The 24,355-nt window shown below is 68.4% G+C and carries 30 protein-coding genes; 12 read left to right on the plus strand and 18 right to left on the minus strand.

Annotated features, from left to right (window positions below; all coding sequences use genetic code 11):
- The 3 genes from thsB to ACESK5_RS12840 all read left to right on the plus strand — a co-directional run.
- A partial coding sequence (gene thsB / locus ACESK5_RS12830; RefSeq protein WP_372911969.1) for a thermosome subunit beta occupies positions 1–1,535 on the plus strand: 1,535 nt, incomplete at its 5' end.
- 312 nt (positions 1,536–1,847) lie between these two features.
- On the plus strand, positions 1,848–2,483 hold the full coding sequence (locus tag ACESK5_RS12835) for a hypothetical protein (protein WP_372911970.1): 636 nt from the start codon (positions 1,848–1,850) through the stop codon (positions 2,481–2,483).
- A gap of 137 nt (positions 2,484–2,620) precedes the next feature.
- A complete protein-coding gene (locus ACESK5_RS12840; RefSeq protein ID WP_372911972.1) occupies positions 2,621–3,655 on the plus strand; it encodes an ornithine cyclodeaminase family protein in 1,035 nt (344 codons plus the stop codon).
- Positions 3,656–3,672: 17 nt separating this feature from the next.
- Here the strand turns inward: ACESK5_RS12840 and ACESK5_RS12845 are convergent, their stop codons facing one another.
- Positions 3,673–5,217, minus strand: coding sequence for a hypothetical protein (locus tag ACESK5_RS12845; protein ID WP_372911973.1), 1,545 nt, complete (start codon positions 5,215–5,217; stop codon positions 3,673–3,675).
- Between the two features lie 127 nt (positions 5,218–5,344).
- On the opposite strand from ACESK5_RS12845, the gene ACESK5_RS12850 reads away from it, so the two are divergent.
- Positions 5,345–5,779, plus strand: a complete 435-nt coding sequence (locus ACESK5_RS12850; protein WP_372911974.1) for a hypothetical protein — start codon at positions 5,345–5,347, stop codon at positions 5,777–5,779.
- 36 nt (positions 5,780–5,815) lie between these two features.
- On the opposite strand, the gene ACESK5_RS12855 is transcribed toward ACESK5_RS12850, so the two are convergent.
- The gene (locus ACESK5_RS12855; RefSeq protein ID WP_372911975.1) at positions 5,816–6,055 is read right to left on the minus strand and encodes a hypothetical protein; all 240 of its coding nucleotides are present in this window, start codon (positions 6,053–6,055) and stop codon (positions 5,816–5,818) included.
- 89 nt (positions 6,056–6,144) lie between these two features.
- On the minus strand, positions 6,145–9,045 hold the full coding sequence (gene leuS / locus ACESK5_RS12860) for a leucine--tRNA ligase (protein WP_372911977.1): 2,901 nt from the start codon (positions 9,043–9,045) through the stop codon (positions 6,145–6,147).
- A 107-nt stretch (positions 9,046–9,152) separates the two neighbouring features.
- On the opposite strand from leuS, the gene ACESK5_RS12865 reads away from it, so the two are divergent.
- Complete coding sequence (locus ACESK5_RS12865; RefSeq protein WP_372911978.1) at positions 9,153–9,527, plus strand: hypothetical protein; 375 nt, start codon at positions 9,153–9,155, stop codon at positions 9,525–9,527.
- On the plus strand, positions 9,524–9,658 hold the full coding sequence (locus ACESK5_RS12870) for a hypothetical protein (RefSeq protein ID WP_372911979.1): 135 nt from the start codon (positions 9,524–9,526) through the stop codon (positions 9,656–9,658). The genes ACESK5_RS12865 and ACESK5_RS12870 overlap by 4 nt, the downstream gene beginning before the upstream one ends.
- A gap of 292 nt (positions 9,659–9,950) precedes the next feature.
- Here ACESK5_RS12870 and hsp14 read toward each other — a convergent pair whose 3' ends face one another.
- From hsp14 to ACESK5_RS12905, 7 genes are all read right to left on the minus strand, one after another.
- Positions 9,951–10,445, minus strand: coding sequence for an archaeal heat shock protein Hsp14 (gene hsp14 / locus ACESK5_RS12875; protein ID WP_372911980.1), 495 nt, complete (start codon positions 10,443–10,445; stop codon positions 9,951–9,953).
- A 150-nt stretch (positions 10,446–10,595) separates the two neighbouring features.
- Entirely contained in the window at positions 10,596–11,027 is a 432-nt protein-coding gene (locus ACESK5_RS12880) for an Hsp20/alpha crystallin family protein (protein WP_372911981.1), read from the minus strand.
- Between the two features lie 206 nt (positions 11,028–11,233).
- Positions 11,234–12,037 carry a prephenate dehydratase gene (gene pheA, locus ACESK5_RS12885; RefSeq protein WP_372911982.1) on the minus strand — a complete coding sequence of 268 codons (804 nt, stop codon included), beginning with the start codon at positions 12,035–12,037 and terminating at the stop codon, positions 11,234–11,236.
- A gap of 41 nt (positions 12,038–12,078) precedes the next feature.
- Complete coding sequence (locus ACESK5_RS12890) at positions 12,079–13,392, minus strand: NUDIX domain-containing protein (RefSeq protein ID WP_372911983.1); 1,314 nt, start codon at positions 13,390–13,392, stop codon at positions 12,079–12,081.
- Positions 13,393–13,436: 44 nt separating this feature from the next.
- Positions 13,437–14,096, minus strand: a complete 660-nt coding sequence (gene hisH, locus ACESK5_RS12895) for an imidazole glycerol phosphate synthase subunit HisH (protein ID WP_372911984.1) — start codon at positions 14,094–14,096, stop codon at positions 13,437–13,439.
- Positions 14,097–14,165: 69 nt separating this feature from the next.
- Positions 14,166–15,557, minus strand: coding sequence for a sorbosone dehydrogenase family protein (locus tag ACESK5_RS12900; protein ID WP_372911985.1), 1,392 nt, complete (start codon positions 15,555–15,557; stop codon positions 14,166–14,168).
- A 344-nt stretch (positions 15,558–15,901) separates the two neighbouring features.
- Positions 15,902–16,072, minus strand: coding sequence for a DUF1059 domain-containing protein (locus ACESK5_RS12905; protein ID WP_372911986.1), 171 nt, complete (start codon positions 16,070–16,072; stop codon positions 15,902–15,904).
- A gap of 103 nt (positions 16,073–16,175) precedes the next feature.
- Between ACESK5_RS12905 and ACESK5_RS12910 the strand changes: the two genes are divergently transcribed.
- Positions 16,176–16,913 (plus strand): DUF6498-containing protein, encoded by a 738-nt coding sequence (locus ACESK5_RS12910; RefSeq protein WP_372911987.1) that lies wholly within the window; start codon positions 16,176–16,178, stop codon positions 16,911–16,913.
- Positions 16,914–16,920: 7 nt separating this feature from the next.
- Here ACESK5_RS12910 and ACESK5_RS12915 read toward each other — a convergent pair whose 3' ends face one another.
- Genes ACESK5_RS12915 through ACESK5_RS12925 form a run of 3 tightly spaced genes read right to left on the minus strand, consistent with a single transcriptional unit; the run spans position 16,921 to position 18,356 of the window.
- A complete protein-coding gene (locus ACESK5_RS12915; RefSeq protein ID WP_372911988.1) occupies positions 16,921–17,532 on the minus strand; it encodes a uracil-DNA glycosylase family protein in 612 nt (203 codons plus the stop codon).
- Between the two features lie 55 nt (positions 17,533–17,587).
- The gene (locus tag ACESK5_RS12920) at positions 17,588–18,166 is read right to left on the minus strand and encodes a DUF99 family protein (RefSeq protein WP_372911989.1); all 579 of its coding nucleotides are present in this window, start codon (positions 18,164–18,166) and stop codon (positions 17,588–17,590) included.
- 7 nt (positions 18,167–18,173) lie between these two features.
- On the minus strand, positions 18,174–18,356 hold the full coding sequence (locus tag ACESK5_RS12925) for a DUF5786 family protein (RefSeq protein ID WP_372911990.1): 183 nt from the start codon (positions 18,354–18,356) through the stop codon (positions 18,174–18,176).
- 141 nt (positions 18,357–18,497) lie between these two features.
- Between ACESK5_RS12925 and ACESK5_RS12930 the strand changes: the two genes are divergently transcribed.
- Positions 18,498–19,130, plus strand: a complete 633-nt coding sequence (locus ACESK5_RS12930; RefSeq protein ID WP_372911991.1) for an MBL fold metallo-hydrolase — start codon at positions 18,498–18,500, stop codon at positions 19,128–19,130.
- Between the two features lie 101 nt (positions 19,131–19,231).
- Here ACESK5_RS12930 and ACESK5_RS12935 read toward each other — a convergent pair whose 3' ends face one another.
- Positions 19,232–19,381, minus strand: a complete 150-nt coding sequence (locus tag ACESK5_RS12935; protein WP_372911992.1) for a 50S ribosomal protein L40e — start codon at positions 19,379–19,381, stop codon at positions 19,232–19,234.
- Between the two features lie 66 nt (positions 19,382–19,447).
- Entirely contained in the window at positions 19,448–19,717 is a 270-nt protein-coding gene (locus ACESK5_RS12940; RefSeq protein ID WP_372911994.1) for a thioredoxin family protein, read from the minus strand.
- A 180-nt stretch (positions 19,718–19,897) separates the two neighbouring features.
- On the opposite strand from ACESK5_RS12940, the gene ACESK5_RS12945 reads away from it, so the two are divergent.
- From ACESK5_RS12945 to hisE, 3 genes are all read left to right on the plus strand, one after another.
- Positions 19,898–20,062, plus strand: coding sequence for a preprotein translocase subunit Sec61beta (locus ACESK5_RS12945; protein ID WP_103424023.1), 165 nt, complete (start codon positions 19,898–19,900; stop codon positions 20,060–20,062).
- A gap of 121 nt (positions 20,063–20,183) precedes the next feature.
- Complete coding sequence (pdxT, locus tag ACESK5_RS12950; protein ID WP_372911996.1) at positions 20,184–20,786, plus strand: pyridoxal 5'-phosphate synthase glutaminase subunit PdxT; 603 nt, start codon at positions 20,184–20,186, stop codon at positions 20,784–20,786.
- Positions 20,787–20,879: 93 nt separating this feature from the next.
- Complete coding sequence (gene hisE, locus ACESK5_RS12955; RefSeq protein ID WP_372911997.1) at positions 20,880–21,206, plus strand: phosphoribosyl-ATP diphosphatase; 327 nt, start codon at positions 20,880–20,882, stop codon at positions 21,204–21,206.
- Between the two features lie 227 nt (positions 21,207–21,433).
- Here hisE and npdG read toward each other — a convergent pair whose 3' ends face one another.
- The 3 genes from npdG to ACESK5_RS12970 form a co-directional block, all read right to left on the minus strand.
- A complete protein-coding gene (gene npdG / locus ACESK5_RS12960; protein WP_372911998.1) occupies positions 21,434–22,102 on the minus strand; it encodes an NADPH-dependent F420 reductase in 669 nt (222 codons plus the stop codon).
- Positions 22,103–22,169: 67 nt separating this feature from the next.
- Positions 22,170–22,397: a hypothetical protein gene (locus tag ACESK5_RS12965; protein ID WP_372911999.1), complete on the minus strand. Its 228-nt coding sequence runs from the start codon at positions 22,395–22,397 to the stop codon at positions 22,170–22,172.
- 38 nt (positions 22,398–22,435) lie between these two features.
- Positions 22,436–23,308, minus strand: a complete 873-nt coding sequence (locus ACESK5_RS12970; protein ID WP_372912000.1) for a TIGR01548 family HAD-type hydrolase — start codon at positions 23,306–23,308, stop codon at positions 22,436–22,438.
- A gap of 124 nt (positions 23,309–23,432) precedes the next feature.
- Here ACESK5_RS12970 and ACESK5_RS12975 point away from each other — a divergent pair, with 124 nt between their 5' ends.
- Entirely contained in the window at positions 23,433–24,200 is a 768-nt protein-coding gene (locus ACESK5_RS12975) for a hypothetical protein (protein ID WP_372912001.1), read from the plus strand.
- The last annotated feature ends 155 nt before the right edge of the window (positions 24,201–24,355 follow it).

Raw genomic sequence — 24,355 nt, forward strand, 5'->3', positions numbered from 1 at the left:
CACTCGGCCCGAAAGGGATGGACAAGATGCTCGTCGACTCGATGGGCGACGTCACCATCACGAACGACGGCGTCACCATCCTCAAGGAGATGGACATCGACAACCCGACGGCCGAGATGATCGTCGAAGTCGCCGAGACCCAGGAGGACGAGGCTGGTGACGGCACGACGACGGCCGTCGCCATCGCGGGTGAACTCCTGAAGAACGCCGAGGACCTCCTCGAGCAGGACATCCACCCGACGGCCATCATCAAGGGCTTCCACCTCGCCTCGGAGAAGGCCCGCGCGGAGATCGACGACATCGCGGAGCACGTCGACCCCGACGACGAGGAGCTGCTGAAGAAGGTCGCCGAGACGTCGATGACCGGCAAGGGCGCCGAACTCAACAAGGAGCTCCTCGCGGAGCTCATCGTCGGCGCCGTCCAGCAGGTCACCGTCGAGGCCGACGACGGCTCCTACGTGGTCGACCTGGAGAACGTCAACATCGAGACGCAGACCGGTCGCTCCGCGAGCGAGTCCGAACTCCTGACGGGCGCGGTCATCGACAAGGACCCCGTCCACGAGGACATGCCGGTCGAGTTCGACGAGGCCGACGTGATGCTCATCAACGAGGCCATCGAAATCGAGGAGGCCGACGTCGACACGCAGGTCAACATCGACTCGCCCGACCAGCTCCAGAAGTTCCTCGACCGCGAGGAATCGCAGCTGAAGGAGAAGGTCGAGCAGATCGAGGCCACGGGCGCGAACGTCGTCTTCTGTCAGAAGGGTATCGACGACCTCGCCCAGCACTACCTCGCGAAGAAGGGCATCCTCGCCGTCCGTCGCGTGAAGAAGTCCGACATCAAGTTCCTGAAGAACGTCCTCGGCGGCTCCATCGTCTCGGACCTCGACTCCGCCACCGCGGATGACCTCGGGCACGGCTCCGTCCGCCGCGACGAGCAGGACGAGCTGTTCTACGTCGAGGGTCCCGACGCACACGGCGTCACGCTGCTGCTGCGCGGTTCCACCGACCACGTCGTCGACGAACTCGAGCGCGGCATCAACGACGCGCTCGACGTCGTCACCTCGACCGTCACCGACGGCCGCGTCGTCGCGGGCGGCGGTGCCATCGAGGTCGAACTCGCCTCCCGGCTCCGCGACTACGCTGACTCCGTCGAGGGCCGCGAGCAGCTCGCCGTCGAGGCCTTCGCGGATGCGCTCGAACTCGTCCCGCGCGTCCTCGCCGAGAACGCCGGTCTCGACGCCATCGACACGCTCGTCGACCTCCGCGCCGCCCACGAGGACGGCCAGGTCCGCGCCGGCCTGAACGTCTTCAGCGGCGACGTCGTCGACACGTTCGACGCGGGTGTCGTCGAACCGGCCCACTCGAAGGAGCAGGCGCTCTCTTCGGCCACCGAGGCCGCGAACCTCGTCCTCAAAATCGACGACATCATCGCTGCCGGCGACCTCTCCACCGACAAGGGTGACGACGAGGAAGGCGGTGCCGGCGGCATGGGCGGTATGGGCGGCATGGGCGGTATGGGCGGCGCGATGTGACGTCGGTCCACGACAGACTCTAAACCGTCGGCTCCACCCGACACGGCCGTTCCACGCCACCGACCCCCGAACCGCCACTCGACCACCCGTCTCTCGTTTCTTCGCGCGTCCTCGTGGCGAGCCGTCGCTCCGTCGTCGCGCTGCCTGTGATCCCGCCAGTGACATTTATGTGCGCACCTGTTGACGGTCTGGTATGCGGTCGGTTCCATCGCCCGGGGCGTCACAGGCCGCCGCGGCACCGCTCCGCCCGTCCGGAGGGGGTGACGGGTGACGGCCCCCGGTCCGGCCAGTTCCTACGCAGTCGGTGACGCCGTGACTCACCCGTCGCTGGACTCGGTTCCGGACGGGACGAACCTCCTCCTCGTCGGCGACGACGCGAGCGGCGCGCCCGACGTCGTCTACCGAATCCTCGCGCAGGCACCGCAGGCGGCCGAACGTGTCGTCCTCGTCACGACGGAGGCGGAGGCCGGAACGGTCGTCGAGCGGTACCAGTCGGTGCTCGCCGACCCCGAGGCGCTCGACCACCTGTTCGTGGTCGACGCCTCGACGTCCGGGATGTCCCGCGACGTCGGTCCTCTCTCCCCGACCCACGTCGAGGCGGCCGCCTCGCCGGCCGACATCACCGGTATCGGCATCGGCATCACGAACCACCTCCGCTCGATTGGGACCGACCGGGTGCGACTCGGGCTGGTCTCGCTCTCGCCCGTCCTCGAGCGACTGGGCGCCGAACGCACCTTCGCGTTCCTCCACGTCCTGACGGGTCGCGTCCGACAGCACGGACACTTGGGGACGTTCGTCGTCGACCCGACCCGTCACGAGACGGAACACGTCGACGTCCTGCGGTCGCTCACCGACGGTAGCTTCCGGTTCCGAGTGACCGACGACGGGCGCGCGTTCCGCGGCGAGGGGGCCGTCGACGCTGTCGGGGAGTGGACGCCGCTCGACTGATCGTCGCGCCGGGACGCCACCTCGGACTGAAATCGAAACTGGATTGATTAGTTGTACTCGGTTCGTTTCTGCGCTAGATTATTGTACTTGTATGCTGATTTAGCATGAGTTAAGTAGCCCTCGCGTAAAGGGCGAGTATGCACACCCTTCTCCTCGACAGCGACGACGTCGACCACAACACGCAGTATCCGGAGCTCATCGTCGCTATCGAAGAGGCGTTCGCCGCCTACGAGCGCGGCCACGCACAGATGCCCGCGAAGTCCTACATCGACCTCCCCCAGTACAACGGCGACTTCCGGTCGATGCCCGCATACCTCGACGTCCGTGGCGGCGAACTCTCCGCGAGTCAGGGCGGTTCGGACGAGTCCCGCGCCGCCGGAGACTGGGACGCGGCGGGCATCAAGTGGGTGAACGTCCACACCGACAACAACGCGGAGTACGACCTGCCCACGGTCCTCGGGACGATGATCTACTCCGACCCGCGCAACGCCTACCCGCTGGCCATCATGGACGGCCGCGAACTCACGATGAAGCGGACGGGCGCGGCGGCGGCCGTCGCCACCGACCACCTCGCCGTCGCCGACGCCGACTCGCTCGGTATCGTCGGCGCCGGCGTCCAGGCGTACACCCAGTTGGAGGCCATCTCCACCGTCCGTGACATCGAACGGGTGGTCATCTCCGACCTCGACGACGACCGGGTCCGGCGGTTCGTCGAGACGTTCGAGGACCGCTTCGACGTCCGCGGCGGCTCCGTCGAGGAGGCGGCCGCGTGCGACGTCCTCTCGACGGTCACGCCCGTCGAGTCACCCATCGTCAACGAAGTGGGCGACCACACCCACGTCAACGCGATGGGGGCCGACGCCGCCGGCAAGCACGAACTCGCAGACGACCTCCTCCTCGACGCGAAAATCGTCATCGACGACCACGAGCAGTGTACCCACTCGGGAGAGGTCAACGTCCCCTACAGCCGAGGCGTCCTCACCGACGACGACATCTACGGCGAAATCGGGCAGGTCGTCGTCGGGGAGAAAGCGGGACGCATCGACGCCGACGGCGTCACGGTCTTCGATTCGACGGGACTCGCCATTCAGGACGTCGCCGCGGCACACGTCGTCTACGAACACGCGACGGAGAACGACAACGGGACGCCGTTCGACTTCTTCGGCCTCTGAGGCGACGCCGCTCGTCGTCAGCCCTCGACGCCCGACCGGAGGCAGGTCCCACAGGCGTCGACTCGACTCCACTCGACGTTCGCGTCCCCCGTGCCGACCCGGTCGCCAGACGCGACTGCGTCGGCGTCGGCGACGGCGACCGGGTCGGGCGTGACCGCCGTGTCCACCGCGGCCGACGGTGCCGGTCGGAGTTCGAGGGCCGCGAGGAGGATTCCGACGTCGGTTGCAGAGAACAGCCGCGTCCGTTCGTCGAGATATCGACGCGTCTCGGCGTCGAACCCGAGCGTCGACACCGTCGTCCCGGTGACCCGACCGAGGACCTGACGGGCGTACGCGCTCCCCGCCGAGGACCCCTGAGGCGTCCGGCCGTACTTCGACTCGACGAACGAGGCGAAGTCCGCGACCGACACCGAGGCGTTGGGGGCGGCGTTCGTCCCCGACTGCCGGTGCGGTGCGGCGGACAGCCCCACGTCGGGGAACGATCGCCCGCCGGAGTTCATCGCGACGAGGAGCCTCGTGTTCGCCTGCCGCGCCTTCCGCGTCCCGAGCCGAGCGGTCGCCGGGTCGGCGAGGACGTGTTCGGCCCAGACGAGCGTCTCCAGATACGTGGCGATGACCTCCTCGTCGAGACCGACCGAGAGGTCCTGGTGGAACCCCTCGTGGGCGAACAGCGGCGCGAGGACGACGAACGGTTCGCCGTCGAGGACCGGGTCGACGAGAATCGTCGGGTCGCCGTCCTCGACGAGGACCTCCATACACCCGCCCGAGAGGGTCGGTCGTCGCTGGACCGCGTAGGGGCGGCCGAACTCGTTCTCCCCGTCGAGGATGACGCTGTCGACGCCGCGTGCGACCGTCCCCGGGTTCGCGAGCACACCCGCCAGCGCCTCGGCGTCGAAGGCACCCTCCCGGTCGACGAACCGGTTCCGGACGTCGGGGTCGTCGAACCGGGCGAGCGCCCGGTCACGCTCCCCGGGGGTGAGTCGGTCACGCCCGACGAAGCGGTCGAGGTGTGCCGCGAGCCGTTCGCGAACCCCGTCGGAGTCGTCGTCGACGCCGTCGCCGGGTGGGGCGCCGTCGGGGTACATCGCGGGCGCGAAGTAGTCGGGGTTCGTCGGCTCGTACGCCTTGAACCACTGGGTGGCCCGCTCCAGTGAGAGGAGCGGCCCGTCCAGTGCTCGCGTGAACGACCCGCGCGGGCGGCCGTCCACGACGAGGCCCGCGCCGCCGAACGAGACCACCGCCCCCTGGCTGACCGGCCCGTCGACGACCAGTCGAACTCCCGTCGGCGTCACTGTCGCCTCGAGCACGTCTAGCAGTCGCCGTCGCCTCCGGCCCGACTGCGGTTCGACGATGTACGTCCGGACGCGCACTCGGTCGGCGTCGACGGCGTCGACGCGCTCCGAGAGGTCGACGGTCAGCACCGACCGTGGCCGTCGCACGCCGTCGTCGACCACCTGCCGAACCGTCGTCCCTCGCTGTGCGTCGGCCGTGGAGACGGCGCCACCGACGCCGACGACGCCGGCGAGTACGCCGACGCCTCGGAGGACCTCGCGCCGTCGCATGTCCGAGAGAACGTCGCCCCACTCGTTGAACGCTGACGCTGCTATCTGCGGGCCGGACTATCGCTCCTGACACTCACCGCCGTCGTCGGCCGCTGCACACTTGTCGCCGCACGCCCTGACCGACGGCATGGACTCCACGCGGGACGCGTCCGACGACGCGCGCGTCTGCGTCGTCGCGACTCGCCCGGCGACGTTCGAACGCTGTCGCGACGGCCGGTATCCGGCCCCTGCCTCGTACGACCGGACGCGCGCACCGTTCACCTACATGGCCTTCTACCGGACCGCTCCCGTCTCGGCCGTGACGCACTACGCCCGCGTGGTCGCCCGGACCGACCAGCGGCGGGGCGAGCGGGGGCCGCTGACGACGGCCGACTGGGAGGCGCTCGTCGACCCGTTCTCCGACGAGGACCGGATCGTGGTCTTCGAACTCGACGACCTCGTCGCGCTCTCTTCACCCGTCGTGAACGACCGGAACGGCGTCCGGGGGGCGTGGTACTGTACCCTCACCGACCTCCGGACGGCCGAGACGCTCTCGGACCTCGCCGCGCGGACGACGGACTGACCGCGGCGCCTGCCGTTTCGACCCGCGACGGTCAGTTCAGTCGCGTCCGCGAACAGCCGCCAGCGCCCTGACACTTCGCTCCAGTACCCAGACGATGAGGAGGAACGGCAACAGCGGGACGAGTAACACGAGGATACCGAGGAACAGCGCCCAGCCGATGGAGTCCATCTCGGTGTTCCCGTGCGACTGGTACCGGGGTGAGACGCTCCGGTAGGCTTTCGTCAGAACCCCCGCGTCGTCGGCCGGTTGCACGTCGGCTTCGGTGTCCGTACTCATGTCAGCGCATAGGTGGGCGGAGGGAATAACAGTTCTTCCGACCGGGGCGGACCTTCCGCCCCGAGGTCGAGACGTGGCCGGTCTGCGAGTTACTCGATGTGAACCGCCGGCCGGAACGGGACCGCGCCGCTCGCACGGCCGGCGGGATCGACCAGGTCGGCGTCGTCCTCGCGGTAGAGTTCGACCGCCGCGTCGAACTCCCGTTCGAGGAACGGAATCGCCTCCTCGTAGACGGCGTACTCGTCGAGACCGGTCATCGTCGCGGCGGCCCCGTCGTCGAGGCCGCGGACCTGTCCCGTGAGTTCCTGGACGAGGTCGTTCACCTCGTTCCCCCGCTCGCGGAGGGTCTCGCTTTGCATGACCTGACCCATCACCGCGCCGACGTCGTCGCCCACCTCGGCTACCGTCTCGAACACGTCGTGCTTCCAGTCGGCGGCCACGTACACCCTGATGACCGCGGGGTCGGTGCCCGTCACGTCGACGATGTCGTTGACGTCGTCGGTGAGTCGCTCTATCTGCCGTTCCTCGATTTCGACCGACTCGCGTTCGAGGTCGGTGTCGGCGACGGGCCACGGGGCGTCTTCCGCCGGCGTCCCCGTCAGCCGTTCGTGGAGTTCGTTCGCGAGGAACGGTACGAACGGGGCCAGCAGTCTGAGCCGCGTCTCGAGGACGTGCCGGAGGGTCCACTGTGCGCCCTCCCGGTCGAGGTCGGCGCGCCGGCGGTACCACCGCAGGTGCTCCTCGAAGTTGTAGAAGGCGGCCTGCGACGCCGAGCGCGTCTCGGCGTTGTCCATCGCCTCTGTGACCTCTCGGACCGTCTCCTGGAGCTTCGAGAGGAGCCAGTGGTCGACGCGTTCGAGGCTGTCGGGTACTGCCGCGGGACCCTCCCCGTCGTCACCCAGGGTCGACTCCTCGCTCTCCTCGTCGACGAGTTCCGTCGCGCGGTTCCAGAACCGTCCGAGCTGGTTCCGGACGCTCTCGACCTGCTCGGCGCGCCAGTCGTAGTCCTGCCACGGCTCCGCCGAGTTGAGGAGGAAGAAGCGGACCGTGTCCGCACCGTACTCCTCGATGGCCGCGCCGGGGAGCACGACGTGGCCCTTCGAGGAGGACATCTTCTCGCCCTCGAGCAGGCCCATCCCCATGATGACGATCCCCTGCGGCCAGTTCTCGGGGTCGAACAGTTCGGCGTGGTGGAACAGGTAGAACGTGAGGTGGTTCGAGATGAGGTCGTTCGCCGAGAACCGGTAGTCGACGGGGTACCAGTACGCCCACTCCTCGCGCAACTGCAGCGCCCGTTCGTCGGGGTCGTCGACGGCGTCGGGGCCGTAGAAGAGCGCGTCGAAGAACTCCCGGTCGAGGTCCTCGGCTGGCAGATCCTGAATCCGGTGCGCCAGCGTGTAGTACGCCATGTAGATGGTCGAGTCCGACAGCGGCTCGATGACGAAGTCGCGGTCCCACGGGAGCCGGGTCCCCAGCCCGTAGTTCCGGATGCAGGGCCACTCGTTCAGCCAGTCGATGGTGTGAGTGTACTCCCCGCGCGTGTTCTCGGGGATGCACTCCATCCCCTCGACGACCTCTTTGGTCTTCTGCTTCCACGCCTCGTCGTTGTACCGCAGGAACCACGTGTCCTGTTTGGCGACGGCCACCTCGCCGCCACAGCGGCAAATGACCTCCTCGGAGAACTCCTGCATCGACCCGAACGCGCCCGCGTCGCGGTAGTGCTCGCGGAACCGCCCGCGGACGTCCTCGACGACTTCGCCCGCGAACTCGTCGTACATGTCGAGCAGCCGACCGGCGTGGAACTCGCGGTTGTACAGCTCCTTGGTCGCCGCCTCCAGCGCGGGGTCGTCCGAAGACTCGATGCCGTGTTCCTCGACGGCGTCCTTCGCGGGAATCTCGCCGTACCCTTCGATTTCGAGGATGGGAATCGGTTCGATGGACTCGACTCGCCCGGGGTCGATGCCGTACCGCTCCATCCGCTCGTGGTCAGCCTTCGCCTCCCCGAGGGCGACGTAGTCGTCCGGCGAGTGCGCCGGGACGGACATCACGACGCCGGTGGCGTTGTCGGCGTCGACGAACGCCGCCGGGAGCACCAGAACGGCGTCGCCCGTGATGGGGTTCTCGACCTCCTCACCGACGAGTCGCTCGCCCGTGAACTCCTCGCGCACGTCGACTGCGTGGTCCTGCAAGCGGAGCTTCTCCACCGCCTTCGCGGAGACGAGCCACGTCTCGCCGTCGACGGTGGCGAGGGCGTAGTCGGCGTCGGGGTCGATGTAGGCGTTCGTCACGCCCTTGACCGTCTCGGGCCGGAGCGTCGCCATCGGGACGACGACGTCCTCACCCTCGTCCTCCCAGCCGAACCGGACCAGCGTGTACTCCTGGAACTCGGCTTCCTCCCCCTCGAGGAGGTCGTGGGTCGTGACCGGCTGCTCCTCGTTCGTGCAGTACTTGACGGGGTGGAGCCCCTTCTCCAGCAGTCCCCGGTCGCGGAGCGTCTCGTACTGCCACGTGATGAACTGCGAGTAGTGGTCGTCGTTGGTGGTGAACTCCCGGCGCCAGTCGACCGAGAGGCCCAGTTGCTTCATCCCGTGTTTGTAGTGGTTCTCGATGAAGTAGCGGGCGTACCCCATCGGCGTCTCTAACTCCTGGAGGGTGTCCTCGGGCACGTTGTACGTGTCGCGGAGGACCGAGAGCTGTTTCTCCTCACCCTTCTTCAGCCGTTCGACGGCGCCGATGATGGGCGTCCCCGTGACGTGCCACGCGATGGGGAACAGCACCGTGTCGCCCTGCTGGCGTCGGTACCGGGCGTAGACGTCCGGGACGGTGTACGTCCGGGCGTGTCCGATGTGCATCCCACCGCTGGGGTACGGGTACGGCACCGTGAGGAACGTCACGTCCTCGTCGTCCCCACCGGGGTCGGGCTCGTACCGGCCCGTCTCGGCCCAGCGCTCCCGCCAGCGCTCCTCGAGTTCCTGCGGGTCGTAATCCATATCCCCTCGTCCGTCTCCGCGGCCTAAAACTACTGCTATACCGTCCGTCTCCAGCCTGTGGTCCGAGTGAGAAAGCTTCAGGTGGGCCCCGGGCGAGCTGGCGGTCGATGGGCGAGCACGCGTCGCAGGTACAGGCGAGACTCCGAGACCGACTCGCCGCGGTCCGTCCCGGCCTCGACTGGCGGACCGAGTACGACCTCGACGGCACTCGTGTCGACGTGGCCGGTGTCTCCGAGTCGACGCTCGTCTTCGTCGAACTCGAGTGGCGTCGTGCGGACCCGGTCGCCAACACGGGCACGCTCTTCCGACATCTCGCAGAGGGCGTGCTCTCGGAGTCGCCGACTCGAGCCGTCGTCGTCGTCCAACTGTTCACCACCTCGTACGACCTCGCCAGCGGCGGCGTCTCCTCGAAGCGCGCGGACCCGAGTTCGTCGGCGACCGTCTCGCGGCGTCGTTCCCCCACGTCTCCTACCACGGGGTGACGCTCCCGCTGGCTCCCCCTCGTGCCGACGGTGACCTGCCCGACGACTGGCAGCGGCCGGTCGAGACGGCGGTCGAGTACGTCGTCGAGTGCTCCGACGCGGACGAGGCGCGGACGACACACGACGAGTGAGAGGGCACGAAGCAGGACGAGTGAAGAGGGGTCGAGGCACGACGAGTCCGAGGGAGAGGAACCGACCGAACGACGGCGGCGAACGCGAGGGGGTGAGAGACAGAGCGAACGGAAGCCGGACGAAGACGGACGGGACAGAAGCCGGACGAAGCCGGACGAAGACAGACGGAACGGAAGCCGGACGAAGCCGGACGAAGACGGACGAAGACAGACGGAACGGAAGACGGGGCCCAGAGTGAGGGGGGAGGGCGGGACCGACCGCAGTGTGCGGCTCTGCGGGAGGGCCGCGTGCTTACTCGATGTCGATGTGGTGGCTGTCCTCGTCCCCGTCGTCGGTTTCGACGGTGGGGAGGGTGACGGTGAGGACGCCGTTGGTGTACGACGCGCTTGCCTCCTCCTCGCGGACGTCGACGGGGAGGGGGATGGTGCGGCGGACGGAGTGCTGTCGGCGCTCGCGGCGGACGTAGTTCTCGGACTCGTACGCGTCCTCGACGTCGTGCTCGGCGCGGATGGTCAGGGCGTCGTTAGCCACCGAGAGGTCGATTTCGCTCTTCTCGAAGCCAGGCAGGTCAGCCGTGACGACGACGGTGTCGTCGCGTTCGGCGACGTCGACCTGGATGCCGCCCTGGTTCCACGCGGCGGGCAGCGAGTCACCGACCTCTAGCGCGGGGCGGGAGTCGGCGAACCGGGCGAACTGGCGGTTCATCTCCTCGAACTGGCGGTTCATGCGCTCGAACATTCGCTCGAAATCGAACGGGTTGTCACCGAAGTTGGAACGTCGCATCATTGCTGATCAGCCCCGTAAGAGGCGCGCTGGCGTATTAAATATTGTAGGATACGTGATGGTAAATAGCATACTGGGAGCTGCTACTACGTGAACACGGGCTCTCAGCGATTCGGAAGAAATCGGCCGGGCAGCCGCCACCGCGTGGCCGTCTCAGCTGATGTCGATGGTGTGAGACTCGTCCTCTTGCTCGACGGTCTCCCGCGGGAGGGTGACGGTGAGGACGCCGTTGGTGTACGACGCGTGCGCCGCCTCCTCGTCCACCTCGTCGGGCAGGCGGACGGTCCGGGAGACGGAGCGGTGGGTCCGCTCGCGGCGGACGTACCGTGTCTCGTCGTCACCCGCCGACGTTTCGCTCTCCTCCTCGTGGTCGGCGTCGATGGTGAGGTCTCGGCCGGCCAGCGAGATGGTCACCTCGTTGCGCTCGAAGCCGGGGAGGTCGGCCGAGACGACGATTTCCTCGTCCGTCTCGGCGACGTCGACGGCCATCTCGTGCGGGCGGGTCGGGACGTTGTCGCTGAACGTGCGATTCATCTGGTCGAAGAACCGCTCGATGTCGTCGAACGGGTTCGGTCTGTCAACCATCTCACCTGTCGGTACGTCGGCGACGGATTTGAGCCTTACCCGCGGTTCGGTGGTTCGCTGTTCGGGACAGGGGACGTGCCGTGTCGCGACAGCGCGGGGAAGGACGTCGAACGACCGAGGGAGGCCGTTGCGGTACGCGGACGCGACGAGGCCACGCTATCACCGACCCACTCGCTCACTCGCTCACTCGTGTGGCTCGCCAACGCTCACACGACGTGTCGCGAGTCGTACGACCCGAGCTTCCGGACCCAGCCCTTCTCGGCGATCCCCTCGACGTCGGCGACTGCCTCCTGTGCCCGCGACTCGTAGAGGCCGGCCTCGAAGTCGATGTGGAACAGGTAGTCGCCCAGGCGGTTCCCGGACGGCCGCGACTCGATGCGCGAGAGGTTGATGTCGCGTTCGGCGAACGCCTCCAGCAGTTCGAGGAGCAGGCCGGGGTAGTTGGCGTTCGGGTAGACGACGATGGAACTCTTCCCGCCGGCGTCGGACCGTTCCGACTTCGGCGCGATGACGAGGAACCGCGTCGCGTTCGAGGAGCGGTCCTGAATGTCCTCGGCGAGGATGTCGAGGGTATCGCCCGCGTTGTCGGGATGGCCGATGCCGGCCACGGACGCGTCGTCGCGCGCCCGCTGGACCCCGCGTGCCGTCGAGGCGACGGCCTCCAGCGCGACGTCGGGGTACTCCGATTCGAGGTAGGCGCGGCACTGTGCCAGCGCCTGCGAGTGGCTCGCCACGGTCGAGAAGTCGGGTCCCTGCGCCAGCAGCGCGTGGCGGATGGGCGTGACGATTTCCTGGGTGACGGCCACCTCGTACTCCGCGAGGGCGTCTAGACTCTCGGTGACGGAGCCCTCGATACTGTTCTCGATGGGGACGACGCCGCGCTCGTACGCTCCCTCTGCGACCGACTCGATGATAGCGGTGACCGACTCGCGGAACTCAACCTCGTCGGCGACGGCGCTCGCCGCGCGATGGGAGTACGTCCCGGCGGGACCGAGGGTGACGGCTTTCATCTCGTCGTCTCTTGACCGGGGCCCGAGAAAAACGCGTCGGGCTACGCACTCGTCTGCCACGCCGCGAGCGCCCGCAACTCGTCGGCCACCTCGGCGACCCCCTCGGCGTCGAGGACGCCACGCTCGGTGACGACGCCGTCGACGAACGCCGCGGGCGTCCGGTCGAACGTCGGGTTCGCCACGTCGATGTCCGCGTCGCCGTCGTACACCGCCTCCACAGGCCCCTCTTCTCCCTCGACGGTCTCCGCCGTCGCCACCTTGTCCGTCGCCGCCACCACGTCGACGGGGACGCCCTCGTTCGCCGCCGCCGTCGCGACACCCCGCGTCCCCGTCTTGTTCAGGACGCTTCCGTCCGGAAAGAGGGTGTCAGCTCCGACGACCACCCGGTCGACCCCGTGTCCGAGTCCTCCGCTCAGGACGTGTGCGACCGCCGCGTCCGTGACGAGCGTCACGTCGACGCCTGCGCCCGCGAGTCGCTCGGCCACCCCGACGCCCTCACGGGCCGGGCGCGACTCGGCGACGACGACGCGTGCGGGGCCCCTCGTCGTTCTTGTCTCCCTCTCCGCCTCCGCTGTCTCCCCGACGAGCGCGCGCTCGACCGTCCCCGACCGCGAGAGCGTGAGGACGCACTCGCCGGTGACGCGCTCGGCCATCGTTCGGGCGGCGTGCCGGTCGGCGTCGAGTGCACGTCCGATTCCTTCGCGTGCGGCGCGTTCGACCCCCTCGGGCGTCCCGTCGGCCTCGCTCATCGTCCGGTTCACCCGGTTCGAGAGCGCGGTCATGCTCGGACGGGCGTCGAGCAGGTCGGTGGCGACGGCGACGAGCGACGTCCACCCCGCCTCGCCTCGCCCGCTCACCAGTCCCGCCTCGTCGCGAAGCACTTCGAGTGCGCGGAGCGAGAGCCACGCGGACCCGTGTTCGGTGTCGGTCGCGACCGACCCGACGCTCGGTCGGACGCGGTCGTACGCCTCCCAGAGCTTCGGGACCGTCTCACGCCGCCGAATCTCGGGTGGCGCGACCCACGCCGTCTCCGCGACTTCCTCGTTCGGCGTCGCGCCGCGGTCGGTACAGTCGAAGACGAACGGGTGGACGACCCACCGGACCGAGAGGTCGTCGTCGGTGAACGAGAGCGGGTCGCCGCGACGGACTGGTGTCGCGGCGTCGGCGAGACCGGTCTCCTCGCCGACTTCCCACCGTGCGGCCGCCTCGGGATCGCCCTCGGCGTAGCCCGAGACGGCGTCCCACCGCCCGGCGTAGGTTCCGACCCGGTCGCTCCGTCTGAGGAGGAGCACCTCGCCCGCGTTGCGGAGGAACACCGTCACGACGTGGCGTTCGTCGGTCGCGTCGTCCGTCATGTACCGATAGACGTGGCCCGCGTGGATAACTCTCGGCGGTCGGACTACCGGTCCGCGCAGAGTTCGACGAAGTTCCGGAGGATTCGCAGTCCCGTCTCGCCGGACTTCTCCGGGTGGAACTGCGTCCCGAAGACGGTCCCCGTCTCGTTGGTGACGACCGAGGGGAAGTCGACGCCGTAGTCGGTGGTCGCCACCACCGCCTCCTCGTCCTCGGGGGCGGCGTAGTACGAGTGGACGAAGTAGGCGTAGCCACCGTCTACCCCCTCGACGAGAGGGTGGTCCCGCTGCACGTCGAGTTCGTTCCAGCCCATGTGCGGCACCTTCTGTCCCTCGTCGAACCGGCGGTTCCGTCCGGGGATGAAGTCGAGCCCCTCGACCTCACCCTCGCCGGCGTGGTCGGCCTCCTCGCTCGAGGTGAGAAGCATCTGCATCCCGAGACAGATTCCGAACACGGGCACGCCGTCGGACGCGGCCGCCGCGAGGGCGTCGCGGAACGGGCCCGCGTTCTCCATCCCCTCGCTGAACGCCCCGACCCCGGGGAGAACGATGCCGTCGCACTCCTCGAACGACGCGGGGTCGTCGGAGATGGTGACGTCGGCGCCCGCGCGTTCGAGTCCGCGCATCGCCGAGCGGAGGTTGCCGAGTCCGTAGTCGACGATGACGACGGACGCGAGCGTCTCCTCGGCGGGTTCCGGTATGCTCATACGGGACGTACACCGGTCGCGCTCAAGTGCGTTTCCGTTCGGACAGTCCCTTCCGGCGGCCTGTCGCGTCTACTCCTCTCCCTCGACGAACTTCCACACGCGTCCCGACCCGGGAGAGAACCGCGTCGTCAGCACGTACATCTCACCGTCGGTGTCGCGGCCGAACGAGAGGGGTTGCTCCCGGAAGGGTTCCGACCCGGGGGTCGACAGCTGTACGGACTGGATGGGCCAGGGCCCGTCGCTGTCGTCGCGCGGTGTCGTGACGAACACGCCCCCGACCAGGTCGCCGAACACGTACTCACCATCGAGCGCCGGCACCGCCGTTCCGCGGTACCGGTAGCCGGCGACGACGGCCGCCCCGAACTGCTCGCCGTCGCGGTGGTGTGGGTAGGAGACGACCGGGTCGACGAGCGGCTCACCGGACCGGGTCGTCCGTGGACAGACCGGATACGAGCGCTTCACGCCCGGCAGCTTCGCGAGCGCCTTGAGGAGCAGACGGTTGGAGAAACAGCTCCGTCCTTCCCGGACGTTCCACCCGTAGTTGCCACCTCGCCGGATGCGGTTGATCTCCTCGAACCGCGACTGGCCCACGTCGCCAACGTACAGTTCCTGTCCGTCGAACGCGAGCGTGTACGGGTTCCGGAACCCCCAGGCGTACTGCTCGTCGAGTCCGTCGCGTCCGACCAGCGGGTTGTCGTCCGGCACCGCGTACCCTTTCCCGTCGGAGCGGTCGTCGACGTCGACTCGGAGAACGCTCCCGAGGAGGTTGTCGGTGACGTTCTGTCCGTTCCCCCCGCCGTTCAGCAGGTACCAGTCGCTCGCGTGTCCAGGGCCGCGGTCACCGTTCCCGGACTCGCCGTCGCCGACGCCGACGTAGAGGCACCCGTCCGGGCCGAACGCGATTCCCCCCGCGTTGTGCGTCAGCCCCTGCTGGGGAATCTCCAGGACCGTCCGCTCGGAGTCGGGTTCGGTGTCCCGGAGGTCGGGTGTCGCCACGAACTCCGAGAGCACGAACGTGTGGCTGACCCCCTCGGGCATCCCCGGGCGCTTCGGGGCGCTGTACCGCACGTAGAACTTGCGCGTCCGCCCGAACGAGGGGTGGAGGGCGAACCCGAGCAACCCCTGCTCCCAGGACTTCCGCTCGGCCATCCGGTCGCGGATGTCGAGCATGGGGTCGACCTGACCCTCGCCGTCGGCGACGTGTATCGTTCCGGTCTTGTCCGCGACGTACAGGACGTCGCTGTCCGCGTGGGAGTCGAGCGCTAGCGGCTGGTCGAAGCCCGTCGCCACTGGTTCCACACCGACGGTCGGTCCTCGCTCGACGGGACTCGTCCGTGCACTACTGGCACTCCACTCCGTCCGCCAGTTCGTCACACCAGTGCCGACGCAGGTCACCGTAGCGGCCCCGAGAAGCAGCCTGCGCCGTTCCATCGACGGCTCCGGCTCTGGTTCCGGTTCCATACGCTACGTTCGACCTGCCACCGGAGCCGGATTCGACTCCGAACCGACACACTCTGGTCGACTGATCAATCTATAGGTCAGTTGATACTGTTGATTAATCAGTCTTCTGTCCTGTCCTCGCCTCGCACGGTCGGCGTTCCGGAGCACGGGCCGGCGGTACGCCGTGCTACTCGCGTCGGCGCCCGCGCGTTCGAGTCCGCGCATCGCCGAGCGGAGGTTTCAGCGCCCGCTGCCGGCCGTGACCACGGACGCGAGCGTCCCCTCGGCGGCTCTCGACCTACTCACACGAGACGTCGGCCAGTCGCGGTCAGGTGCGTTCCCGTCCGGACGACACTGCCCCCGGCTCAGACCTCGACGATTTTCGACCGGATGCTCGCGGCCGTCTCCTCGTCGAGCGTCAGTTCCGGATGTGCGGTCGCGGCGTGCTCTTCGGCCTGCGCCATGACCTCCGCTTCGCTCTCGCCTTCGATACTCGCGTGACACCCCTCCATCGGACAGTCGAGTCGTTTCGACACAACCTCCTATGTTAGTCATTCACAGTCATAACACTGCCGACGGACGTCTGCCGCCCGCAGGTCGGGGCACGCGACTTATGACGTCGACGGACGTTCTCTCACCATGCGTCTGCCGTCACCTCGCGACTCGTCGCCGCTGGCCGTCGCGGGGCTGGTCGCGGCCAACGTGGTCCCCCTCCTCGGCGTCCTCTTCTTCGGGTGGCAGCTCTCGGTCGTCATGGTCATCTACTGGCTCGAGAGTGGCGTCATCGGCGCGTTGAACCTCCCCAAGATACTGCTCGCCGCCGGCTCCGAGGTCCCCGAGAACTTCACCGCCAGCATCAACGGCCGCCGGGTCGACCTCTCGGGCCCCAGCGCCCCGAGGGATGGCCTCCACCTCTACGCCGAGAACACGTCCATCGCGGGGTTCTTTCTCACGCACTACGGCGTCTTCTGGGTCGTCCACGGCGTCTTCGTCTTCACCGTGTTCGTGCCCGACCCCTTCTCGGGGGGGTTCGGGCTCCTCACCGTCCTCTTGGGTCTCGGCGGCATGGTCGTGAGCCACACCGCCTCGTTCCTCGTCAACTTCGTCGGTGACGAGGAGTACCGCGCGACGTCCCCCGGCGTCCAGATGAAAGAGCCGTACCGGCGCGTCGTCGTCCTCCACGTCACCATCGTCCTCGGTGCGTTCGCAGTCGACACGGTCGGCGCGCCCGTCGCCGCCCTGGTCCTCCTGGTCGGACTGAAGACGGCGACGGACCTCCACGCGCACCTGCGCGAACACCGACGGGCGGCCGACCGGCGAGAGCAGACCGACGCGGCCGAACGCACCCGGCGGGCTGAGTCGGTCGAGGTCACCTGAGTCGGGGTCAGAAGTCACCGAGGCTCGACTGTCCGTCCCCGCCCTCTCGGACGCCCGCGAGACGGGCGGCCTCGGCGATGGTCTCGAAGAACCCCTCCCGCTGACTCCGGTCGTACAGCGTCGCAGCCGGGTGGACGGAGACGAGGAGACGCGTCGTCGCCTCGCCGATTCGGACGTCGTGGACGCTCCCCGCCTCCTTCGTCACGGCCACCGACCGTTCGAGGAGGTGCTGTGAGGGGACCTTCCCGAGAGTCACGACGACGTCCGGCGCGACCGACTGGAGTTCGGCCTCGAGGAACTCACGGCAGTTCCCGAGTTCCTCCGTCGTGGGGTCGCGGTTCTCCGGCGGTCGGCACCGGACGCAGTTCGTGATGCGGACGTCCGCTCGCGAGAGGCCGGCGTCGCGCAACGCCTCGTCGAGAACGTTCCCCGACCGACCGACGAACGGTTCGCCTTCCTCGTCTTCAGTCGCCCCGGGTCCCTCGCCGACGAAGACGACGTCGGCGTCGTCGGGGCCGACGCCGTTGACGATGCGACTCCGCGACTCGACGAGGTCCGGACAGCGCTCGCACGCCGTCACACAGCGGCCGTCGAACTCGACGCCGGGTTCGGTGTCCATACCGGGGGGCAGGTCCGAGTCTACTTAATCTCGGTCGTCGAGCCCCGGGACCGCGTCACTCCCTGCCGGGGGTTCGTTTCCCGTCGAGCGACCACCGTCGCGCACCACGTGCCGCCAGCCGTGCGACCCGGAGCGGTTCCGGACGCCCTCCTTCGGGCGTGAACGCGCGGACGACCGCCCGTGCGTCGTCACAGTCGACCGCCCGGACGAACACCGTCTCGTCGTTCACCGTCACGCGCTCTCGAGGGGGAAGCCGCTCGTAGGTTTCGAGGCGGCCTGCGAGCGCTTCGTCGGCGAACGCCTCTCGGAGGGCGGGTTCGAGCCCAGCGCTCTCCTCGAACGAGACGGAGAGCACCGGACGGCCGACGGTCCCGGCCAGACGAGAGAGGTCGATCAGGTTGAACCAGGCGGGGGCGACACCCGCGAGCAAGACGTACTGGACGTCCTCGCGCTCGAGGACCGGGAGGGACGCGATGGCGTCGGTCGCGTCGGTCCCCCCGACGGTACACGTCGCGAAGGAGAAGCCGTCGACGACCCGGTCGGCGCGGACGGCCGCACCACAGAGCACCGACGGGTCGCCCTCGCTCGCGCCGTCGGACGCCGCGACGCCGACGGCACGGGTTCCGGACTTCACGTCACGGTCAGTCCTCTGTCTGTTTGATGTCCTGCAGTCGGTCGAGGAGTTCGTCGTTCGATGCCCCGATGTCGAACTCGACGGACCCGTCGTGGGTGTTTCGCTCCGTCTGCTCCGCGTCGTCCTCGTCGTAGTCGGCGTCTATCTCCTGTTTCTCTTGCTCGGACTCGTCGTAGCTACCGAACCCCATGTCGTCTAGGACTAGTCGATTCGTCGGCAAAAAACTGCACGGCAGTTTTCACGAACGTTCGGCGTTAGATTTTGCCGCCACCTCGCTCGATACGACCTCCCGACCTCCCCGTTTTAACCCACTGGCCCGTGAGGACCGGCCATGAGCGAAGCCGTCGTTCTCGTCACCGCCGACGCCGACCAGTTCACCTGTAACGCGTACTTCGTGCCCGGCGAGACGTCGACGCTCGTCGACGCGGGGACCATGCCCGGTGTCGCGGACGTCGTCGCCGAGCACACCGACACGCTCGACCGGGTCGTCCTCACCCACCAGCACTCCGACCACGTCGGTCGGCTGGACGAGGTGGTCGACGCGTTCGACCCCGACGTGTTCGCCTACGCCGCGCACCCTCACCGGACGGACGCCCTCGAGGACGGAGACACGGTCGCGATGGGCGACGAGGCGTTCGACGTCGTGTACACGCCCGGTCACGCGGCCGACCACGTCTCGCTCGTCTCCGAGACGCGCCTGTTCAGCGGCGACGTCGTCGTCTACAACGACGGCGCGTACGACGACGGGAGTTTCGGGCGGACGGACATGGCCGGACAGTCGCGCGAGCGACTCATCGCGAGCCTCGGAACGCTCCTCGACCGACTCCCCGACTCCGTCACCGCGATGTACGCCGGTCACGGCGACGTCTTCCGGGCGGACGAGGACGGCGACTCCGTGCGTGACGTCGTCGAGCGGGCGCTCTCGCGGGCGGAACTGCGTCAGCCGAAGTATCCCGGCGAGTAGGGCCGCGTCGCCCGCTGCGTCTCACACGGACGCGCCGCTCTCCAGTCGCCGCGCGTCGCATCGAGAAGAGAGTGCCGTCGACGAGCGCTCGTGGCCCGGACTCAGGCCGCCCGGCGTTCTTTCGACTTCGGACGGAGGTTCTTGTAGCCGCACTTGCGGCAACTCGTGGCGCGCTGGGGGTTCCGCGCGTTGCAGCGCATACAGATCTGTTTGCTCAGCGTCCGTCTCTCGGCAGCGTCGAAACTCGCCATGCCTCTCGGTACAGGATTCGGCGTGAAAACCCTTGCGAGACGGACGTCAGCACGGTGGGAGGAGCGCTACGCCGAGGCTTCCGAGAGTGCGGCCTCGATGTCCTCGCGCTGGGTGACGCCGACGAAGCGGTCGACGACGCCCTCTTCGTTCTCGACGACGAGCGTCGGGAGCGACCGGACCTGGTACTCGTTGGCGACGTCCTGCTTCTCGTCGACGTCGACTTTCTCGAGTTCGAGGTCGTCGCCCCACTCGGCGACGATTTCCTCGAGGATGGCGTCTTGTTGCTTGCACGGGCCGCACCAGTCGGCGTAGAAATCCTTGAGTCGGACGCTCATTGCGTCACGATGATTGCCAACTCGGCAAGATAAGGATTTCCCACTCCGCTCCAGTCCGCTCCACTCTCTCCGAGTCCCTCCCAGTCTCTTCTGCCCGCTCTCCTTCCGTCCGCGCGCTCCCCGCCCGGCCCCTCGATGGTGAACGAAACGTTTACGCGCTCGACGCCCACACCGGTGGGTATGAGCAGTGGACAGAACAGTGGCGGTCTGATGTCGAGCGCGGGACTCGTCCGCTACTTCGACGCGGAGGACCGTAACGCGATTCGTATCGACCCCAAGACCGTCGTGGCGTTCGGACTCCTCTTCGGCGTCCTCGTGATGGTGCTGAACGTCGTCGCGCTGTAGGTTCGCGCGCCGTCGACGACATCCGTCTCGACCGAAGAGGACACCTAGTCCCGTCCCGACGCTCGTCAATCGGCGGGCGCGTGACGCGCCCTTTTTGTCGGTCGACTCCTCACCTCTGCGTATGATTCACGCGGGCGTCATCGCCGTCCAGGGCGACGTCTCGGAGCACGCACGGGCCATCGAACGGGCCGCCGCCGCTCACGGCGAGGAGGCGACGGTCCACGAGATACGACACGCCGGCGTCGTCCCCGACTGCGACGTCCTCCTGCTGCCGGGCGGCGAGTCGACGACCATCTCCCGACTCCTCCAGCAGGAGGGAATCACCTCGGAGGTACAGGACCACGTCGCCGCCGGCAAGCCCGTTCTGGCCACCTGCGCCGGCCTCATCGTCGCCGCCCGCGACGCGAAGGACGACCGCGTCGAGACGCTCGACGTCGTCGACGTGACGGTCGACCGCAACGCATTCGGCCGACAGGTCGACAGCTTCGAGGCCCCACTCGACGTCGACGGCCTCGACGACCCGTTCCCCGCCGTGTTCATCCGCGCGCCGCTCATCGACGACGTGGGCGACGACGTCGACGTCGTCGCGGAGTGGGAGGGCCGACCGGTCGCCGTCCGCGACGGCCCCGTCGTCGGGACGTCGTTCCACCCCGAACTCACTGACGACGTCCGTCTCCACCGTCTGGCGTTCTTCGCGGATCTCGTGACCGAGGCGGCGGACTGACGGGTGGTCGTTCGGCGAGCGGTCGTTCGGCGAGTAGTCGGCCGACGGACCGAAGACGCAGGCTTTTCGCTCCTCCGGGGTGTCCGTCCCGACATGACCGACGACGCCGACACCGACGGCCCCGACGCGGGCGACGCGGGAGACGTCCTCGACTCCCTCTTCTCCACCATCGAACAGCGCAAGCGCGACTTACCCGAGGGGTCGTACACCGCCTCGCTGTTCACTCACGAGAAGGGCGAGAACGCCGTCCTGGAGAAACTCGGCGAGGAGACGACCGAACTCGTCCTGGCGGCGAAGGACGACGACCACGAGGAACTGCTGCACGAGTCCGCCGACTTCGTCTACCACCTGCTCGTGCTCCTGGCGATGAACGACCTGAGCGTCGAGGACCTGCGGGACGAACTCGAAGCGCGGTTCTGAGTGGTCGGCGTCGTCGACACCCGGTGACCTACGACGACTTCGGACGACGAGTACAGCGGCGGTCGCCAGGGCGCTGTGGCCACGCCCTCCTCGGCCGACTCGGGCACTCCCTCACTCCGTTCGGTCGTCCCCTCCTCTCCCGCGCGCACCCGCTCGCTCTTCTCGACTGCGCGCGGACTGCTGTACTTCGTTCTCCGACCTCCTCGGAAAAAGTCCGTGCCCGCCGACTACTGGAACCGCACGCCCAGGTCGTGCATTCCCTCGTTCTCTTGGGCGACGTTGATGAGGAGCGGCGTCAGTGCTTCGATCTCCGGAGCGTTGGCGATACCGCCAGCGTCGAGCGCTCGGAGGCCCACTATCTCCTCAGCGAGACGCGAGACCATGTCCGTCGCGTCCGGGTCGTCACCGACGACGAGCGTGTCGATGCCGAGTTCGGCGTCGAGGTCCGCGAGTCGGCCGGCCGCGAGGTTGTGGAACGCGCCGACGACGTGGACGCCCTCGGGGGCGGCGTCGGCGACAATCTGTGTCACCGACCCCGCGCCGGGGCGGTGGTAGTGGAAGCCCTCGTCGTCGCGCTTGATGCCCGTCGCCGGCGAGACGAGGATGTCGCCCGCCGAGAGGGAGTCCGCGACGGCGGAGACGGTGTCGTCGACGTGGTACGGGGGGACCGCGAGGACGACGACGCGTGCGCGGTCGGCGGCCATCTCGTTGGCGAACCCCTTCACGTTCGCCTCGACGCCGCGACTGTCCAGTTCGGTCAGATACTCTTCGGCCTTCTGGCGTGCGCGGTCGGGGTCGCGCGACCCGATCAGGACCTCGTGATCCGTGTCGTACGCCCACCGGAGCGCGAGTCCCTGGCCGATGTCGCCCGTTCCGCCCAGCAGTGCGATGCGCATGGTTGGATTCGGGGACGGCCGTGAGGTAAGCGTTGCGTGACCGGTCGTGGTTGCCCCTGGCGAAACGTCACTCGCGTTCGTCGTCCGTCCCCTGCCCGACCAGGCGACCGAGACTGAGACGCTCGAACCCACCACGGTAGACCAGCCAGTACGCGACGAGCGGTGCGACGAGGAGCGTCGCGCCGAGCGCGACGGTCTGTGTGAACGCGTCGGGAGGAAAGAGTCCGACGGCGAGCGACATCCCGAGGAGGTCGAGGGCGAGCATCGTGACGACGTACGCCGGGAAGCGGCCCATACCGACCCTCTCGGAGGCCGTCGATAAATACGCTGAGTTCAGAGGTCGCCGAACAGCGCCGAGAGGTCGTTGACCGTCTCGACCACCGCGGCCGCGCCCGCGGCGACGAACTTCTCCCGGCCTTCGCTCCCCTGCAGTCCGCCGGTGAGGACGCCGATGCCGTAGTACTCGCGGCCCGGGTCCGCCTCACTGGCGTTGACGGCCGTCCGGACGTCGTCGAGGGTGTCGCCCGCGAAGGCGACACGGTCGGCGTCGAACCGCTCGGCGAGCGTCACGAGCGCGTGCGGGTGGGGTTTCCCCTCCTCCCAGTCGTCCATCGTGAACCGGTGGTCGTCCGGAACGGCGAGGCCGACCCGGTCGAGCGCGATGTCGGCTTCCGCGGCCGGGCGGCCGGTCAACACGCCGAGGTCGTACGCCGACGCCAGTCGTTTCAGCGCTCCCTCGGTCGCGAGCACCGGTTCGTCGTGGATGTACCCCCGCGACTCGAACGGCGGTTCCTCACCCTCAAGCGCCCGGTAGCGGTCGCTCCCCAGATACAGCGCCTGGAACACGCGCCGGAGTCGCGATGGGTCCCACGCGGCGCGGACACGGTCGTGTTCCGCCGTCGAGAGTGCGGCCTCGACGACCGACTCGGCGGCGGACAGCCCACCACCGGCCTCGGCGATGCCGCTCGTGAACGTCTCGACGTCGGCGTCGTACCCTTCGCGCCCGGCGAGGACGAACAGCGCGGCCGCGTAGGTGAGTTCCCAGTCGTTGTTGAAGCCACCGGCGTCCTTGAACGCCTGGATGGCATCCGGGGAGAGCGTCGCCTCGTACACTCGCTCGATGGACTCGACGATGGCCCGCCGGTAGGAGTCGGCGACGTCGACGAGCACACCGTCGATGTCGAGGACGACCGCATCGACCTGCATACCTTCGCTCGGGTCCGCCGACGTCTTGTGCGTTCGGATTCTCCCGAGTGGTCGGCCGGCGACGCCGTTCGTCTGACGTCCGTCGCACGCAGAATTATACGGTTAGCGTGAATGTGTTCGGACGATGTCCGTACACGCACGAACACTCGTCGTACGGGGCGTTCGACGGGTCACCTCCCCCGCTGGAGCGGCACTCTTCGCCAGCTTCGTCCTCGCCCTCGCGTCGTTCAACGCAGCAGTCAACACCCTCCTCACCGCCGCCGCCGGCACCTCCCTCCCGACCGGCGGAACCGTCGCCGAGTACGGAGTCGTCCTCCCGGTCACCCCCGTGGCCGCCGTGCTCGTCGTGCTGGTGACGCTCCTCGTCGGGTCCGTCGCCGTCGTCGCCGGCAGTCGTCGGCTCCTCGGTCGGTCGGTCTCGCGCTGGACCGACCCGGTCGAGTGTCTCACCCACCGCATCGTGCCTGCAACCATCGCCGTCCTCGTCGGGTCCGTCGTCGCCGCCGTGGCCGTCGCCGTCGGGACGGCCCTGCTGGTCGTCCCGGGCGTCGTCGTCGCGGGCCACCTCCTCCTCGTCCCCAGCGTCCTCGCCGCGGAGGACGTCGGCGTCCTCGCGGCGCTCCAACAGAGCTGGCAGCGTGCCGCGGACAACCGGCTCGAACTGGTGACGGCGGCGCTCGCGCTCGTCGTTCCGGCCGCGCTCGCCGTCGTCGGTGCCAGCTTCTCGTACGTGCTCCCCCCGGTGGTCGAGTTCGGACTCGGCGTCGTCGTCGGCGCCGCACTCCTCTCGGCCTGGCTCGGCGTCGCCGCCGAAGCGTACCACCAGCTCGGGTCGGCGGCCGCGAGCCGCCCCAGCCAGAGCCGGAGCCGCCGCGCGAGCCGGGCGCTCTAAGTATCGGAATACAAATAATTGCAAGACGCTCGTCAGACGCTCTCTGAGGGGCGCCAGTCGCATAATTCTCTCCGACACACTTAACAACTGATAGGTTGTGGGTGGTGGTATGCAACGCCGACAGGTACTCGCCTCGCTCGGTGCCCTCCTCGCTG

Source organism: Salinigranum sp., from assembly GCF_041641895.1.
GTDB lineage: Archaea > Halobacteriota > Halobacteria > Halobacteriales > Haloferacaceae > Salinigranum.